Below are 16,099 nucleotides of genomic sequence, written 5' to 3' on the forward strand. Positions count from 1 at the left end.
CGCGAGGAGGTGGCCCCGGGTCGAGGTGAGAACCGACCACCTCAGGGTCGGGTCTCACCTCGAACCGCAGGGGGCTGGGGCGGCCGCGACACGCCCTAGGGCTCTATCGGGATGTCTGCGATCCGCGCTAGAGAGCCCCATACGCTGCGATCGTGGACCCGATCAGGAACCCCTACGCCCCCGGTGCCGGCCAGCGCCCGCCCGAGCTGGCCGGGCGCGACGAGCAGCTCGACGCCTTCGACGTCGTCCTCGAGCGCGTGGCCCGAGGACGCCCCGAGCGGTCGATCGTCCTCACCGGGCTGCGCGGCGTGGGCAAGACGGTCCTGCTCAACGCGCTGCGCTCCTCGGCGGTGCGCGCCGGCTGGGGCACCGGCAAGCTCGAGGCCCGCCCCGACCAGTCGCTGCGCCGCCCCCTCGCCTCGGCCGTGCACCAGGCCGTGCGCGAGCTCGGTCCGGCCGGCGGGTCCGGCGACCACGCCCTCGGCGTCGTCAAGGCCTTCGCCCAGCGCGAGAGCGAGTCGGGCACCGGCCGCGGCCGCACCGCCACCAAGCTGCGCGACCGGTGGAACCCGGGTATCACCGTCCCGGCGGTCACCGGCCGCGCCGACTCGGGCGACGTCGAGATCGACCTCGTCGAGCTGCTCTCCGACCTCGGCGGGATGGCGTCCGACACCGGCCGCGGCATCGCCGTGTTCATCGACGAGATGCAGGACCTCGGGCCTGACGACGTCTCCGCCCTGTGCGCCGCGTGCCACGAGATCTCCCAGTCCGGGCTCCCGCTCATCGTCGTCGGCGCCGGCCTACCGCACCTGCCCGCCGTGCTGTCGGCGTCGAAGTCATACTCGGAGAGGCTCTTCCGCTACTCCCGCATCGACCGGCTCGAGCGCAACGCCGCCGACGCCGCCCTCGTCGTCCCGGCCGAGGAGGAGGGCGCGACCTACACCGAGGACGCCCTCGAGGCGATGTACGTCGCCACCGGCGGGTACCCCTACTTCATCCAGGCGTACGGAAAGGCGGTGTGGGACAGGGCTCCTGGGTCGCCCATCACTGCGGATGACGTGGCGGTCGCCGCGCCCGAGGCCGATGCCGAGCTCGCGGTCGGGTTCTTCGGCTCCCGCTACGAGCGCGCCACCCCCGGCGAGCGCGAGTACCTCCGCGCCATGGCCGAGGTCGCTGTCGAGCTCGGCGACGAGTCGGAGGCCGTGCCCACCGCCGACGTCGCGTCGCACCTCGACCGCAAGCCGCAGTCGCTCTCCCCGGCCAGGGACGCCCTGCTCAAGAAGGGCCTGATCTACTCCGGGGAGCGCGGGCGCATCGCCTTCACCGTCCCCCACTTCGGCCGGTACCTGCGCGACCACACCTGACCGACGACCCGGCTGCCCGACTGACCGCTCCCCGCGGGGGAGTGCTCCCCATCGTCAGACGCCCCTGACCTGAGCAGGATGGCGCGTGGGGGAAGACGAGGTCACGACCGTGGCCGGTCCTCCGTCCGCACGACCGGAGGGCCAGGACCACTGGGGGGACGCGCAGCCGCGCGCCAGGGGAACGCTGCGCACCGGTCGCGCCGCGGGCGGCACCGCGCCGCCCGCTCGACCACGAAGGAGCACCACGATGTCCCTGAGGAAGTCACTCTCACTGGCCGGGGCCGGCTTCGCGATGATGGGGGCGATCGTCGCCACCGCGCCGAGCGCCCAGGCCGCGACCTCGAAGAACGGGGTCTGCGAGACCGGCGAGTTCTGCCTGTACTTCAACTCCAACCACACGGGGTCGATGGTCGACCTCGGCAGCGGCGTGAAGGACTACGGCTCGGGCTCGACCTGCGTCAAGTTCATCACCGCCGGCAGCGGCCGCGGCCAGTGCGTGAAGAACCACGCCGCCTCGGTCTGGAACCGCGAGGCCGCCGCCGTCACGGTCTTCTACAAGAGCGGCTGGGCCGGCTCCATCGACGCCATCGGCAGCGGCTCGAAGGTGAACCTGAAGTCGACGCTGAAGAACGAGAACGCCGGCCACGTCGTCGGCAACGCCGCGAACAGCCGGATGACGACCGGGCTCTACAAGACCTCCGGTGGCCGCATCACCGCCTACTTCGACGGCTACCTCAACACGTCGGGTCGCCACGAGGGCACCGACATGGCCCGCGGCATCGGGTCGCCGGTCTACGCGATGCTCGGCGGCACCATCACCCGGGTGACCCAGGGCGCCCGCGGCGGCAGCGGCCTGTCGCAGATCGCCGTCTACAACGCGGGGCAGAACAAGACCCTCGTCTACCTCCACACCGACCCGCTGGACGGCCTGCGCGTCGGCCAGTCGATCGCCAAGGGGGCGCGCATCGCCACCGAGGACTGGCGCGGGGTGTCGAGCTCGGGCGCGGCGCACACGCACGTCGAGATGCGCGCCGGTCGCCAGACCAGCGCCGCGAAGAGCGTGGGCGACCCGGTCCTGAGCAACCCCAACCCGACGTCGTTCTGGATGTCGAACGGCTTCAACGTCTGCTGCGACTGATCTCGCACCCCGGCTGCCGTCCCCTCCGACCGTGGAGGGGGCGGCAGCCGTCCGTTCGGAGCGGGTGCGCCCGTCAGCCGCTCGTGAGGACGACGAGCTGCTGGGTGGCGCGCGTCATCGCCACGTAGCGGTCGACCGCCCCCTCGATGCCGTCGCCGAACCGGTGCGGGTCGACGAGCACGACGAGGTCGAACTCCAGACCCTTGCTCAGGATCGGCGTCAGCGACCGGACCCGCTCGGTGGCGGTGAACGACGCGTCCCCGATGACGCACGCGACCCCCTCGTCGTGGGCCGCCAGCCAGTCGCCCAGAATGCGGTCGCGGTCGGCGGCCTCCCCGTACGTGACCGGCACCCCGGTGCTGCGGATGGAGGTGGGCACGTTCGCGTCGGGGATCGCCTCCCGGATGACGGGCTCCGCCGCGGCCATGACCTCCTCCGGCGTGCGGTAGTTGACGGTGAGGGGCGCCAGCGCGACGCGGTCGAGGCCGACCCGCTCCAGCCGCTCCTCCCACGACTCGGTGAACCCGTTCCGCGCCTGCGCCCGGTCGCCGACGATCGTCAGGCTCCGCGACGGGCAGCGCCGCATGAGCATCCGCCACTGCGCGTCGGTCAGCTCCTGTGCCTCGTCGACGACGACGTGCGCGAACGGTCCCGCGAGCAGGTCCGGGTCGGCGGTGGGGACGGTGGCCTCGTCGACGAGGGCGGTGCGCAGGTCCTGGCCCCGCAGCATCGACATCACCCTCATCTCGGAGTCGTCGCTGGCGATGAGGTCGGCGACGACGTCGGCCATGCGGGCGCGCTCGGCCGCGTCGGCGGCGGCGCGCCGGGCCCGCCGGCGCGACGCCTCGGGGTCGCCGAGGCGGTGGCGCGCCGCGTCGAGGAGGGGTAGGTCGGCGACGGTCCAGGCGCTGGGGTCCTCGCGCTGGAGCAGCACGACCTCCTCGCGGGTGAGCCACGGCGCGCACATCCGCAGGTAGGCCGGCACGGTCCAGAGGTCGCCGACGAGGTCGGTCGGCTCGAGCAGCGGCCACGCCCGGCCGAAGGCGTCGACCAGGTCGGGGTCGGCCGCGATGGCGCGCCGGTAGGTGGCGTGCCCGTCCTCAGGAGTGATGCCGTAGGCGTCGAACTGGTCCTGCGCCTCGGGGTCGCCCCCACCGCCCTCGTCGTCGTCCCACCCGTCCTCGGCCTGGGCCGCCACCTGGTCGACGAGGATGCCGAGCACCGCCTCCCACACCTGGTCGCGGGCCTCGTTGTGCGGGGTTCCGGGCTCGCGGGCGTCGAACGCCTCGGCCCACTCCTGCGCGCGCAGCCGGGCGTCCCCCCAGGGTGTCGACACCTCGAGGGTCTCGGTCGGCACCTGCTCGTACAGCCCGACGGCCGGCTCCACGGCGTCGACGAGGCGGGCGTCGGCCTTGAGCCGGGCGACCTCGGGGTCGGCCTCCTCCACCGCGCTCGCCCCCTCCCGCACGAGGTCGGCGACCGTACAGGTCTGCACGCCCTCCTCCCCGAGGCTGGGCAGGACGTCGGAGACGTAGGCGAGGTAGGGCTGGTGCGGCCCGACGAACAGCACCCCGCCCTTGCGGTGGCCCAGCCGCGGGTCGGAGTACAGCAGGTACGCGGTGCGGTGCAGTGCGACGACCGTCTTCCCGGTCCCGGGCCCGCCGTCGACGACGAGCGGCTGACGCGACCCGGCCCGGATGATGGCGTCCTGGTCGGCCTGGATGGTGCCGAGCACGTCGCGCATCCGGCTCGACCGGCTGCTCCCCAGGCTGGCGATGAAGGCCGACTGGTCGTCGAGCGCCCCGGCGTGGCTGGTGAGGCCCTCGGCCGTGAACACCTCGTCCCAGTAGTCGCCGACCCGGCCGTGGGTCCACCGGTAGCGGCGACGGCTGACCAGCCCCATCGGGGTGGCGTGGGTGGCGCCGAAGAACGGCTCGGCGGCCGGGGAGCGCCAGTCGACGAGCAGCCGTCGCCCGTCGGGGTCGGTGAGGCCGAGGCGACCGACGTACAGCGGCTCGTCCGCGCCCTCGGCCAGCACCTGTCCCAGGCAGAGGTCGAGGCCGAACCGGCTCAGGGCCCTCAGGCGGGCGGAGAGGCGGTGCACCTCGAGGTCGCGGTCGAGGGCGGCCTGCCCGCCCTTGACCGGGGTGCGCCGGGCCGCCGCATGCTGCGCGGTGACGTCGGCGACGGACTGCTCGAGGCCGCGGGCGATGGCGGCGAAGTGCCGCTCGTCGTCCTCGATGAGGGCGGGAGCCGCCTTGTGGGCGAGGTGGTCGGGAAGGTCGAACGCGCTGGCGGTCGAGGGAATCACGTGGCTCCGATCCGGGTCGTGGGGCCAGGTGCCCCCCGTCGGGCCTGACCTCGGCCGGTGATTCTGCGCCACTCAGGGGGCCTTGCCGCAAGCCCCCCGGTGCGCTATATCTTGGGAGTGGAGGAGAGCCGGTGCTCTCCTCCGTCGTCGTGTCTAGCCCCCGACGTACTGCGCGAGGTGCTCCCCGGTGAGGGTCGAGCGGGCCTTCACGAGCTCGGCGGGGGTGCCCTCGAAGACGACCGTGCCGCCGTCGTGGCCGGCGCCGGGGCCGAGGTCGATGATCCAGTCGGCGTGCGCCATCACCGCCTGGTGGTGCTCGATGACGATGACCGACTTGCCGGAGTCGACGAGGCGGTCGAGCAGCCCGAGGAGGTTCTCGACGTCGGCGAGGTGCAGACCGGTGGTGGGCTCGTCGAGGACGTAGACGTCACCCTTCTCGGCCATCTGGCTGGCCAGCTTCAGGCGCTGGCGCTCGCCGCCGGACAGGGTGGTGAGCGGCTGGCCGAGGCTGAGGTAGCCCAGCCCGACGTCGTCGAGCCGCTCGAGGACGGCGTGCGCGGCCGGGGTGCGCGCCTCGCCGGAGCCGCCGAAGAACTCCCTGGCCTCGACGACCGACATCGCGAGCACCTCGGCGATGTTCTTCCCCTCGAGCGTGTACTCGAGGACCGCGGCCTGGAAGCGCCGGCCCTCGCACTCCTCGCAGGTGGACTCGACGGTGGCCATGATGCCGAGGTCGGTGAAGACGACGCCGGCGCCGTTGCACGTGGGGCAGGCGCCCTCGGAGTTCGAGCTGAACAGGGCCGGCTTGACCCCGTTGGCCTTGGCGAAGGTCTTGCGGATGGGCTCCAGCAGACCCGTGTACGTGGCGGGGTTGCTGCGTCGGGAGCCCTTGATCGCGCCCTGGTCGATGACCACCACGCCCTCGCGCTTGGCGACCGACCCGTGGATGAGCGAGGTCTTGCCCGACCCGGCCACGCCGGTGACGACGAGCAGCACCCCGAGGGGCAGGTCGACATCGACCTTCTTGAGGTTGTGGGTGGAGGCCTTGCGGACCTCCAGTGCACCCGTGGACGGGCGCACCGTCTCCTTGACGGTGACCCGGTCGTCGAGGTGACGGCCGGTGGTGGTGTCGCTGGCGCGCAGGCCCTCGACCGACCCCTCGAAGCAGACCGTGCCGCCGCCCGACCCGGCGCCGGGGCCGAGGTCGACGACGTGGTCGGCGATGGCGATGGTCTCGGGCTTGTGCTCGACGACGAGCACCGTGTTGCCCTTGTCGCGCAGCTGGAGGAGCAGCTGGTTCATCCGCTCGATGTCGTGCGGGTGGAGGCCGATGGTGGGCTCGTCGAAGACGTAGGTGACGTCGGTGAGGGAGGAGCCGAGGTGGCGGATCATCTTCGTGCGCTGGGCCTCGCCACCGGACAGCGTGCCGGCCGGGCGGTCCAGCGACAGGTAGCCCAGGCCGATCTCGGTGAAGGAGTCGAGGAGGTGCCGCAGGCCCCGGAGCAGCGGTGCCACCGAGGGCTCGTCGACCTCGTGGACCCACACCGCGAGGTCGCTGATCTGCATGGTGCACAGGTCGGCGATGCTCTTGCCCTTGATCTTCGAGGAGCGGGCCTCCGGGGTGAGGCGGGTGCCGTCGCACTCGGGGCAGGCCTGGAAGGTGACGGCGGCCTCGACGAAGCGGCGCACGTGCGGCTGCATCGCCTCGGGGTCCTTGGAGAGCATCGACTTCTGGATCTTCGGGATGATCCCCTCGAAGGTGAGGTTGATCCCCTCGACCTTGATCTTGGTCGGCGGCGCGAAGAGCATCGTGTCGAGCTGCTTGGCGGTGAACGACGCGATGGGCTTGTCCATCGGCAGGCCCATGCCCTCGAACAGCCGGCCGTACCAGCCGTCCATCGAGTAGCCGGGCACGGTGAGGGCGCCCTCGTTGAGCGACTTGGAGTCGTCGTACAGCGCGGTGCGGTCGATGTCGCTGACGTGCCCCATGCCCTCGCACCGCGGGCACATGCCGCCGAGGTAGGTCTCCTGCTGGGCGATCCGCTTCTCGGTGCGGCCACCCTTCTCGGTGGTCATCACCCCGCTCGCCTTGCGGGTGGGGACGTTGAACGAGTACGCCGTGGGCGGCCCGACGTGGGGCTTGCCCAGGCGGCTGAACAGGATGCGCAGCATGGCGTTGGCGTCGGTGGCGGTGCCGACCGTGGAGCGCGGGTTGGCGCCCATCCGCTCCTGGTCGACGATGATCGCCGTGGTGAGGCCCTCGAGGTGGTCGACCTCGGGGCGGGCGAGGTTGGGCATGAAGCCCTGCACGAACGCGCTGTAGGTCTCGTTGATCATCCGTTGCGACTCGGCGGCGATCGTGGCGAAGACGAGCGAGCTCTTGCCCGACCCGGACACCCCGGTGAACACGGTGAGCCGGCGCTTGGGCAGCTCGACGCTGATGTCCTTGAGGTTGTTCTCGCGCGCGCCCTGGACCCGGATGAGGTCGTGGCTGTCGGCGTCGTGGGTGCCCGTGGAAGTGCCCGTGCTCATCGTCTCTCCCTGTCGTGATGCGGTGCGCGCCCGCGGCCCCGTCGCAGCCCGTTCAGACTAGCGGCGGCCTCGGACACCGCTCGGAGACTAAGCGGGCAGCGGTACCGCCCGCTTCTCGGTTCCTGACCGGTGCGGGCGCCCCGTCCGGTCAGTGGGTGTCGTCGGTGCCGAACCCGGCTGTCCAGGAGCGCTCCTGCGCGTCGGTGGTCTCCTGGAACAGGGTGATCTGGAGGTCGGCCGGGGCGTCGACGCGCGAGTTGAGGCTGAGCCACGGCGTGAGGACCGGAGCCGCCACGAGACCGGCGCCGGCCTCGACCGCGGCGTCGGTCGTGGCCGCCGAGTCGTCGACCTCGAACGCGAGCCGGATGCGCGGGCTCGGCCTCCCACTCGCCTCGACCTCGTCGATGACGCGCTTGTGCGTGGGGCTCGCGATCTCGAGCGTCGCGCGACCGGCCTCGAGGATGACGACGCGGTCGTCCCCGCCCTCGGCGAACGCCATGGCCTCGGGCATCCCGAGGACGTCGCGGTAGAACCGCACGGCCTCGTCGTAGTCGGCGGCCTCGACGACGACGCGCAGCTGGTGGACCCGCCGCTCCTGCTCTCCGGTGCTCATGCCCCCATCCTGACCCGGCAAGGGCAAGGATCGGGCGATGGAGATCATCCCCGGGGAGGGCCTGCCCGACGTCCGCATCGGCGCCCGGCGCGCCGACGTCGTCGCCGCGGTGGGTGAGCCGGTGACCGACGGTGGCGTCGCGTGGTACCACGACGCGCATCCGCCCTTCTCGGTCCACTACGACGCCGACGACGTCGTCGAGTACGTCGAGGTCGCCCACGGGGCCGGCCGGGGTTCTCGTCGCCGAGGGTGTCGGCATCGCCCCGATCTCGTACTGGCGCGACGACGGGTGACGGCCGGGGTGTCGAGGAGCGTCGGGGCCGCTGACCTACGCTGAGATCCAGGGCAGGTCCACGAGAGGTCGTCATGGGTCACGGGCACGGACACGTCGAGGCGCACGCCGGGGGGCGGCACCGCTGGCGCCTGGCGGTCGCCTTCGTCCTCGTCGCCGGGTTCTTCGGGGTCGAGCTCGTGGCGGGCCTGGTGTCCGGGTCGCTGGCGCTGCTGTCGGACGCGGGTCACATGGCCGCCGACGTCGCCACCCTCGGCGCCGCCCTGGTGGCCACGCGGATCGCGACCAGACCAGACCCCACGGGCCGCCGCACCTTCGGCTCGTACCGCGCCGAGGTGTTCGCCTCCGGGTTGGCCGTGCTCCTGATGCTGGGGGTGTCGGTCTACATCGTCGTCGAGGCCGTCGGCCGGATGGGGGCCCGGCCCGACGTCGCCTCGGGGACGATGCTGCTCGTCGGCGGGCTCGGGCTGGTGGTCAACCTCGCGGCGCTGCTGCTCCTGCGCGGCGGAGCGGGCGAGAGCCTCAACGTCAGGGGCGCCTACCTGGAGGTCGTCGCCGACACGCTCGGCTCGGTGGGCGTCGTCGTCGCGGCCCTGCTCGTCGCCGGCACGGGGAACGCGGTGTGGGACACCGTGGTCGCGCTCGCCATCGCCGTGTTCGTGGCGGTGCGGGCCGTGATGCTGGGGCGCGAGGTGGTGGCGGTCCTCGGGCAGCACGCGCCGCACGGGATCGAGCCGACCGAGCTGGTCACCGCCCTCACCGGCGTCGACGGTGTGACCGACGTGCACGACCTCCACGTGTGGACCCTGACGTCGGGGATGAACGTGGCGACCGTGCACCTGGTCGCCGGTGGTGAGGCCGCGGCCGACGTCCTCGCCGTCTCCACCGAGCTGCTGCGCGAGCGGTTCGGCATCGCGCACGCGACGATCCAGGTCGAGTCGCGCGACCAGGCGCACTGCTCCGGCGCCGACTGGTAGACGCCTGCGTCGGGACTCAGGGCCAGCCGGTGCCGTTTCCCGGGCCGGGCGCCGCGGCCTCGAGGAGGCGGCACTCCTCGAGCGCCCGCCGCGCCACGAGGGCCTCGCGGTCGGCCTCCGTGCCGAGGGCGGCGCGGGCCTCGTCGGTGAGGCGGCGCACGACCTCGTACGTGGCGCCGGACAGGCCCATGTGCTGGTAGTCGAACCCCTGGTCCGGCGCGGCGCGCAGGGTCTCGCCGACCCAGTAGGTCACCTGGCGGGTGCAGGCCCGCACCGGGTCCGGGCTCGCGGAGGGCGAGGCCGTGGCGGGGGCGGTGGCCGCGTCCTCGGAGGAGGGCGCGGCGCATCCCCCGACGAGGGCGACGAGGGCGGCGGCAGTGGCGAGGGTCCTCACACCAGGTGAACGCACCGGACCCGCTCGGAGGTTGGGTCCCAGACGGACTCCGGGCACCGAACCTCGCTCACGCCGCCCGAGATCGGGCGCCCGCACCGAGGTTCGGTGCCCGGACGCAGGCCGCCGAGGGGTGGACGGGGCCGCCAGCGCGAGCACCCCCCTCGTAGCGTTGCCCACCATGCGGGCAGGGCGAGACGCCCGATCGCTCCCTCCGATAACGTCAACTAACCGTTATCCCAACGAGGAGTGATCCTGTGAGCATCCGTCTCGGCGACACCGCGCCCGACTTCACCGCCGACACGACCGCCGGCCCCATCACCTTCCACGAGTGGAAGGACGGCGCCTGGGCCGTCCTGTTCTCCCACCCCGCGGACTTCACGCCCGTCTGCACCACCGAGCTCGGCCGCACCGCCGCGCTGTCCGGTGAGTTCGCGGCGCGCAACGCCAAGCCGATCGCGGTCTCCGTCGACTCGGTCGAGGACCACGCCCGCTGGATCCCGGACATCGCGGAGGTCGGCGGCACCCCCGTCGAGTTCCCCATCGTCGGCGACCAGGACCGCTCGGTCTCGCAGGCCTACGACATGATCCACCCCAACGCCGGCGACACCTCCACGGTGCGCTCGGTCTTCCTCATCGACCCGTCGAACAAGGTGCGCCTCACCATCACCTACCCGAAGTCGGTGGGCCGCAACTTCTCCGAGATCCTCCGCGCCCTCGACGCCCTCCAGGCCACCGACGGTGCACCGATCTCCACCCCGGCCGAGTGGGTCCCGGGCGAGCGCGTCATCGTCGCCCCGACCGTCTCGACCGAGGACGCGCGCGAGCGCTTCAAGAACGTCGACGAGGTGAAGCCCTACCTGCGCTTCGCCGACGCGCCGGCCTGACCGGCCGGTAGACCGGGCAGACACCCAAGGAGCCGGTCGCCGCGTCGCCCTCCGGGGCGCGGCGGCCGGCTTCGTCGGTCCCCGGACGGTGGGGCCGCGCGTCAGGTGCGGGGCGGGAGGCGGTGGAGGACGACGTCCTCGACCGCACCGTCGGCCAGCCGCAGGGTGACGTAGGTGCAGTGGGGCTCGCGCCGCCGGTCGGTGGGCGAGCCGGGGTTGAGCAGGCGCAGCCCCTCGTGGGCGGTGTCCCACGGGATGTGGCTGTGCCCGAAGACGAGCAGGTCGGTGTCGGGGTACTCGGCGCGCATCCGCTCGTCGCGCCCCTGCTTGGCGCCGGTCTCGTGGACGACGGCCAGCCGCACGCTTTCCACGGTCTCGCGGGCGACCTCGGGGAGGCGCTCGCGGAAGGCCGGGCCGTCGTTGTTGCCCCAGCAGGCGAGCAGGCGGCGGCTGCGGGCCTCGAGCCGGTCGAGCAGGTGGACGTCGACCCAGTCGCCGGCGTGGACGACGAGGTCCGCGCGCTCGACCTCCTCCCACACCGCGGCGGGCAGGTCGCGGGCGCGCAGGGGCACGTGGGTGTCGGAGATGACGAGGACGCTCGTGCCGTCGCTGCTCATGCGCTCCACCCTCGCACGGGGGATCCGCCCGGTGGCACGGGACGACCCGCGCCCGGTCAGTCGGCCGCGGGCCGCGGAGCCGCGCCGTAGACGAGCGGGATGTAGTCGGGGTGCCGCCCGATCCACGCCTTGATGAAGGGGCACAGCGGCATCACCTGGTGGGTGCCCTCGGCGCGGACCTCGTCGAGCGCGTGCCGGGCCAACGCGCCGCCGACACCCCTGCCCTCGAACGCCGGGTCGACCTCGGTGTGCGTGAACACCACCAGCTCGTGCGTGCGGTGGAAGGCCGCGAACCCGGCGAGCTCGCCGTCAACCCGTGCCTCCCAGCGGTTCTCGTCCTCGTTCAGCGTCACGACGACACTGGCGTCACCGGCCATGCGACCACCTCCTGGACCCAGCCTCTCACCCGAGCGAGGTCCCGGCCGGGGTGGTCTCGGGGTCCGGTGGGGGCGAATCCCCATCGGCGGGAACAGGACCGCCGCCTACAGTGGTGAGGCGTGACCCTCGCCTTCGTCGACTCGGCCACCGCGCGCGTGCGGGCGAGCACGTGGCTGCCCGTCCTGGGGCGCGCGGAGCACGTCTTCGACCGGGCCCTGAGCGGGGTGGGGCTCACCTGCGCGACCTGGGCGTTCGCCGCCTCGCTGGTCCCCTCGCTGCTGCCGCGCGCGGGCTGGCTGCAGGGTGTCGTCTCGGGGGTCACCGTGGCGGTGGGGTACGGGTTCGGCGCAGGCGCCCACGCCCTCTGGGACTATCTCGGCATCCCGGGCCTGCGCGGCCGGGTGCGCACCGTCCTCATCACCGTCCTCGTCGGGCTGGGACTGCTCGGCGCCGTCCTCAACGCGTGGCGGCTCGTGGGCTGGCAGAACGACATCCGCCGCACCTTCGGGATGGAGCCGACGTCGCCGACGATCTGGCCGGTCATCGTCGTCGTCACCCTGCTGCTGTCCACGGCGCTGCTCTTCCTGGGCCGGGGCATCCGGCTGCTCGCGCGCCGCACCGTCCGTTCACTGGCCCGCCGCCTTCCGCCGCGGCTCTCCCTCGTGCTCGGGATCCTGCTGCTCGTCACGGTGTTCTGGGGGCTGTGGACCGGCGTCATCGTCCGCGGATTCTTCGCCGGGGCCAACGCGACCTTCGCGCCGCAGGACACCATCGGGACCTACAGCACCGCGCGCCCCTCGGTCCCGGAGCGCTCGGGGACGGCCGGGTCACTGGCGAGGTGGGAGGGCCTGGGGCGCTACGGACGGGTGTTCGTGCGGGGTGGGCCCACGGTGGCGCAGCTCGAGGAGGTCAACGGGGTCGGGGCCAAGCAGCCGATCCGGGTCTTCGCCGGGCTGCAGTCCGCCCCGACCGTCCAGGGGCGCGCCGACCTCATCCTCGCCGAGCTGAAGCGGACCGGTGCCTTCGACCGCAAGGTGCTCGTCATCGCCACCACCACCGGGATGGGGCTGCTCGACCGGCACGCCACCAACTCCCTCGAGTACGCGTGGAACGGTGACACCGCCATCGCCGGCGTGCAGTACTCGTACCTGCCGAGCTGGATCTCGCTGCTCGCCGACCAGGAGGCGGTCGTCGAGTCCTCGCGCGTGGTCTTCGAGACGGTCCGCGACTACTGGGCCACCCTGCCCGCCACCCAGCGCCCGCGGCTCTACCTCTACGGGCTGTCCCTCGGGGCGAAGGGCGTCGAGGGCGTCCTGTCGTCGGTGAACATCCTCAACGCCTCGGTCGACGGCGCCCTGATGGTGGGGCCACCGTTCGTCAACGACCTCCACGCCCGCCTCGTCGCCGGCCGCGACCCGGGGTCGAGCGCGACCCTGCCGGTCTACGAGGGCGGCCGGACCGTGCGCTTCATGGACGAGCACGGCGCCCCGCAGCAGACGCCCGGGCCGTGGGGGCCGACGCGGGTCGTCTACCTCCAGCACGCCTCCGACCCCGTGAGCTTCTTCTCCACCGACCTCGCCTTCGAGCGGCCGTCGTGGCTGGCCGACGACGAGCGCGGCCCGGACGTCTCCGAGCGGATGGGGTGGTTCCCCGTCGTGACGATGTGGCAGGTCCTGCTCGACATGCCCGGCGCCGGAGCCGTGCCCGACGGCTACGGCCACCAGTACTCGTACGAGTCGAACCTGCGCGCCTGGGCCGCCGTCACCGAGCCGCCGAACTGGACCCCGGAGCGTCAGGCGGCCATCCTCGCCGCGCTGAACCGCCGCGGCTGACGGGGGCGGGCCCTCAGTCGGGCGGGATCGCGGGCGGCGCGGCCGGCGGCGCCGCCGGGAAGCCCTCGACGTCGACGTGCCGGGCGATGGTCGCGGTGGCCCGGCGGCCGAGGCCCGCCGGGACGTCGCCGACGAGGTCGTCGAGGAAGGCGTACCGCCGCCGCAACGACCGGTGGTAGGAGTCGTCGACGGTGGCGACCCGCTGGTGCTTCCACCAGTCGGCGATGTCGCCCCACCCCGGCGCCGCCAGGGACCCCCCGAAGTGCTGGACCGCCAGGGCCGAGGACAGCGCCGCCAGCGAGAGTCGCTGCTGCAGGGGCCAGCCCGCGAGGGTGCCCACCACCACGGCCGCACCGAAGACGTCGCCGGCCCCGGTGGGGTCGAGCGCCGTGACCCGCAGCGCCGGGACCGAGGCCTCCTCCCCGGTGGAGGAGTCGATGGCGAGCGCCCCCTCCTCGCCGTTGGTCACCACGGCCAGGGGCACGAGGTCGGCGAGGGCGTAGAGGGCGTCGCTCGGGGACGAGGTGCGCGTGTAGGCCATCGCCTCCACGGCGTTGGGCAGGAACGCGTCGCAGACGGCGAGCTGGTCGAGGACCTCGCGCGGCCACGTGTCGGACGGGTCCCAGCCGACGTCGGCGAAGACCAGCGCCCCTGCGTCCCTGGCCTTCTCGACCCAGGTGGGGGCGTCGGTGCCGATGAGCGGCCGGTCGGGGGCGAGCTCGGCCATCACCGCCCGGGCGCGGGGTGGGTCGCCGATGAGGTCGGTCGGCCCGACGGGCGGTGGGTGCCCGTGGCTGACCATCCAGCGGTCGCGGGCCATCGCCATCGAGACGGTGACCGGGGAGTGCCACCCGTCGAACCGGCGCGACCGGCTGAGGTCGACGTGCTCCTCCTCGGCGAGGGTGTCCCAGCAGAAGTCCCCGTACGCGTCGTCGCCGAAGGCGGCGGCGAGCGAGGTCCGCAGCCCGAGCCGCCGGGCGGCGACGGCGAGGTTGGCGATGCCGCCCGGGCACGAGCCCATCCCCTCGGCCCAGACCTCCTGGCCACCGTCGGGCAGACGCTGCAGCCCGGTCATGATGATGTCGAGGAAGACCGTCCCCCAGACGAAGACGTCGACCTCGGGGTCGCCGTCGCGTCGCAGGGCAGCGAGCGGGTCGAAGGTCTGGCTGGTCACCGGTCGCACCTCCCTTCGTCGGGGCTGGGGGTCAAGGATGCCCGTCGGCGACCCACCGCGTCATCCACCTCGGGGTGGACCGGCCGGTGTGGCGGGTGGCTCGGCCCGGGCGTGGCCCCGGAGCTCCGGGGCTACGCTGCGGCCATGGCGGCGGGCCGGGCGAACGGTGGTGACCTCCGATGAGGCTGGCCCTCCTCGGGGGAGGCGGCTTCCGGACCCCCCTGGTGTACGGCGCGCTGCTCGCCGACACCCACGAGCGCCGGGTCGACGAGGTGTGGCTCCACGACCTCGACGAAGGCCGGCTGGCCTCCATCCGGCGGGTCCTCGACGTGATGGCGGCGCGCTACCCCGACCCGCCACGGGTCCACACCACGACGTCGCTCGACGAGGCCCTGGCCGGCGCGGACTTCGTCTTCAGCGCGATCCGGGTGGGCGGGCTCGAGGGCCGGACCGCCGACGAGCGGGTCGCGCTCGACCTCGGGCTCCTCGGCCAGGAGACCACCGGGCCGGGCGGGCTGTCGTACGGGCTGCGCACCGTGCCGGTCGCGGTGCGCGTGGCCGAGCGGGTCGCGGCGCTGGCCCCGGATGCCTGGGTCATCAACTTCACCAACCCCGCCGGGATGATCACCGAGGCGATGCAGGCCGTGCTCGGCGACCGGGTCGTCGGCATCTGCGACAGCCCGATCGGGTTGGCGCGCAGGGCTGCTGCCACGCTCGGGCTGGATCCGGCGGCGACCATGGTGGACTACGTCGGGCTCAACCACCTCGGCTGGCTGCGCGGCCTGCACCACGAGGGGCGTGACGTCCTCCCCGACCTGCTCGCCGACGACACCCTCCTCGGCTCGATGGAGGAGGGGCACCTCTTCGGGCTCGAGTGGGTCCGCACCCTGGGCATGGTCCCCAACGAGTATCTCTACTACTACGACTTCACCCGCGACGCGGTCCGCTCCATCACGGCGGCGCGACAGACCCGGGGTGAGTACCTCCTGGAGCAGCAGCGCGACTTCTACGCGCGGCTCGCGGGGGCCGAGGACGCGCATGCCGAGTGGGACCGGGTTCGGTTGCAGCGCAACGCCACCTACATGGCCGAGGCCCGTGGTGACGACGAGGAGCGCGGCGAGGACGAGGTGCAGGGCGGCGGGTACGAGGAGGTGGCGCTCGCCATCATGGCGGCCATCTCGCGGGGGGAGCCGGCCTCCCTCATCCTCGACGTGCGCAACGACGGGACGGTGGCCGGGCTGCCGGACGACGCCGTGGTCGAGGTGCCGTGCGAGGTCGACGGTGCCGGGCCGCGACCCCTGCCCGTCGCGCCGTTCCTGGGGCAGCCGCTGGGGCTGGTTCAGCAGGTCAAGGCGGTGGAGCGGCTCGTCATCGAGGCGGCGCTCACCGGGTCCGAGCGGGTCGCGGTGCAGGCGTTCGCGCTCCATCCGCTCGTGGACTCGGTGACGGTGGCGCGCGAGCTGCTGGCCGGGTACCGCGCCCGGATCCCCGAGGTCGACGCCCTCTTCCGTCGCTGACCCCACGGGGCCCGGCACCGAACCTCCGGTTCGCCGCCCGACATCGGGTGCCACGACGGAGGTTCGGCGCCGGGAC

Annotated in this window: 14 protein-coding genes; 7 read left to right on the top strand and 7 right to left on the bottom strand. The window is 73.2% G+C overall.

The features are described 5' to 3' along the window. Positions 1-152: 152 nt before the first annotated feature. Both ACFLFB_RS00930 and ACFLFB_RS00935 read left to right on the top strand, forming a co-directional pair. Positions 153-1,364 carry an ATP-binding protein gene (locus ACFLFB_RS00930; protein ID WP_392543828.1) on the top strand — a complete coding sequence of 404 codons (1,212 nt, stop codon included), beginning with the start codon at positions 153-155 and terminating at the stop codon, positions 1,362-1,364. A 247-nt stretch (positions 1,365-1,611) separates the two neighbouring features. Next, positions 1,612-2,502, top strand: coding sequence for a peptidase inhibitor family I36 protein (locus ACFLFB_RS00935; protein WP_392543829.1), 891 nt, complete (start codon positions 1,612-1,614; stop codon positions 2,500-2,502). Positions 2,503-2,575: 73 nt separating this feature from the next. Here the strand turns inward: ACFLFB_RS00935 and helR are convergent, their stop codons facing one another. From helR to ACFLFB_RS00950, 3 genes are all read right to left on the bottom strand, one after another. Then, entirely contained in the window at positions 2,576-4,813 is a 2,238-nt protein-coding gene (helR, locus tag ACFLFB_RS00940; RefSeq protein WP_392543830.1) for an RNA polymerase recycling motor ATPase HelR, read from the bottom strand. Positions 4,814-4,966: 153 nt separating this feature from the next. Beyond that, on the bottom strand, positions 4,967-7,345 hold the full coding sequence (locus tag ACFLFB_RS00945; RefSeq protein WP_392543831.1) for an ATP-binding cassette domain-containing protein: 2,379 nt from the start codon (positions 7,343-7,345) through the stop codon (positions 4,967-4,969). 148 nt (positions 7,346-7,493) lie between these two features. Next, complete coding sequence (locus ACFLFB_RS00950; RefSeq protein ID WP_392543832.1) at positions 7,494-7,958, bottom strand: VOC family protein; 465 nt, start codon at positions 7,956-7,958, stop codon at positions 7,494-7,496. Between the two features lie 37 nt (positions 7,959-7,995). Between ACFLFB_RS00950 and ACFLFB_RS00955 the strand changes: the two genes are divergently transcribed. Then, a complete protein-coding gene (locus ACFLFB_RS00955; protein WP_392543833.1) occupies positions 7,996-8,295 on the top strand; it encodes a hypothetical protein in 300 nt (99 codons plus the stop codon). A gap of 29 nt (positions 8,296-8,324) precedes the next feature. Next, entirely contained in the window at positions 8,325-9,227 is a 903-nt protein-coding gene (locus ACFLFB_RS00960) for a cation diffusion facilitator family transporter (protein WP_392543834.1), read from the top strand. Between the two features lie 16 nt (positions 9,228-9,243). Here the strand turns inward: ACFLFB_RS00960 and ACFLFB_RS00965 are convergent, their stop codons facing one another. Continuing rightward, the gene (locus ACFLFB_RS00965; protein ID WP_392543835.1) at positions 9,244-9,621 is read right to left on the bottom strand and encodes a hypothetical protein; all 378 of its coding nucleotides are present in this window, start codon (positions 9,619-9,621) and stop codon (positions 9,244-9,246) included. A gap of 254 nt (positions 9,622-9,875) precedes the next feature. On the opposite strand from ACFLFB_RS00965, the gene ACFLFB_RS00970 reads away from it, so the two are divergent. Then, entirely contained in the window at positions 9,876-10,505 is a 630-nt protein-coding gene (locus ACFLFB_RS00970; protein WP_392543836.1) for a peroxiredoxin, read from the top strand. Positions 10,506-10,606: 101 nt separating this feature from the next. Here ACFLFB_RS00970 and ACFLFB_RS00975 read toward each other — a convergent pair whose 3' ends face one another. Continuing rightward, positions 10,607-11,122 (bottom strand): metallophosphoesterase family protein, encoded by a 516-nt coding sequence (locus ACFLFB_RS00975; RefSeq protein ID WP_392543837.1) that lies wholly within the window; start codon positions 11,120-11,122, stop codon positions 10,607-10,609. A gap of 56 nt (positions 11,123-11,178) precedes the next feature. Then, on the bottom strand, positions 11,179-11,499 hold the full coding sequence (locus ACFLFB_RS00980; RefSeq protein WP_392543838.1) for a GNAT family N-acetyltransferase: 321 nt from the start codon (positions 11,497-11,499) through the stop codon (positions 11,179-11,181). Between the two features lie 120 nt (positions 11,500-11,619). On the opposite strand from ACFLFB_RS00980, the gene ACFLFB_RS00985 reads away from it, so the two are divergent. Beyond that, the gene (locus ACFLFB_RS00985; protein WP_392543839.1) at positions 11,620-13,332 is read left to right on the top strand and encodes an alpha/beta hydrolase; all 1,713 of its coding nucleotides are present in this window, start codon (positions 11,620-11,622) and stop codon (positions 13,330-13,332) included. Between the two features lie 13 nt (positions 13,333-13,345). Here the strand turns inward: ACFLFB_RS00985 and ACFLFB_RS00990 are convergent, their stop codons facing one another. Next, positions 13,346-14,506: a carbohydrate kinase family protein gene (locus ACFLFB_RS00990; RefSeq protein WP_392543840.1), complete on the bottom strand. Its 1,161-nt coding sequence runs from the start codon at positions 14,504-14,506 to the stop codon at positions 13,346-13,348. 179 nt (positions 14,507-14,685) lie between these two features. Between ACFLFB_RS00990 and ACFLFB_RS00995 the strand changes: the two genes are divergently transcribed. After that, complete coding sequence (locus ACFLFB_RS00995; RefSeq protein WP_392543841.1) at positions 14,686-16,023, top strand: 6-phospho-beta-glucosidase; 1,338 nt, start codon at positions 14,686-14,688, stop codon at positions 16,021-16,023. The last annotated feature ends 76 nt before the right edge of the window (positions 16,024-16,099 follow it).

It is taken from the genome of Oryzobacter telluris, assembly GCF_043099285.1.
In the GTDB taxonomy this organism is placed as follows: Bacteria; Actinomycetota; Actinomycetes; order Actinomycetales; family Dermatophilaceae; genus Oryzobacter; species Oryzobacter telluris.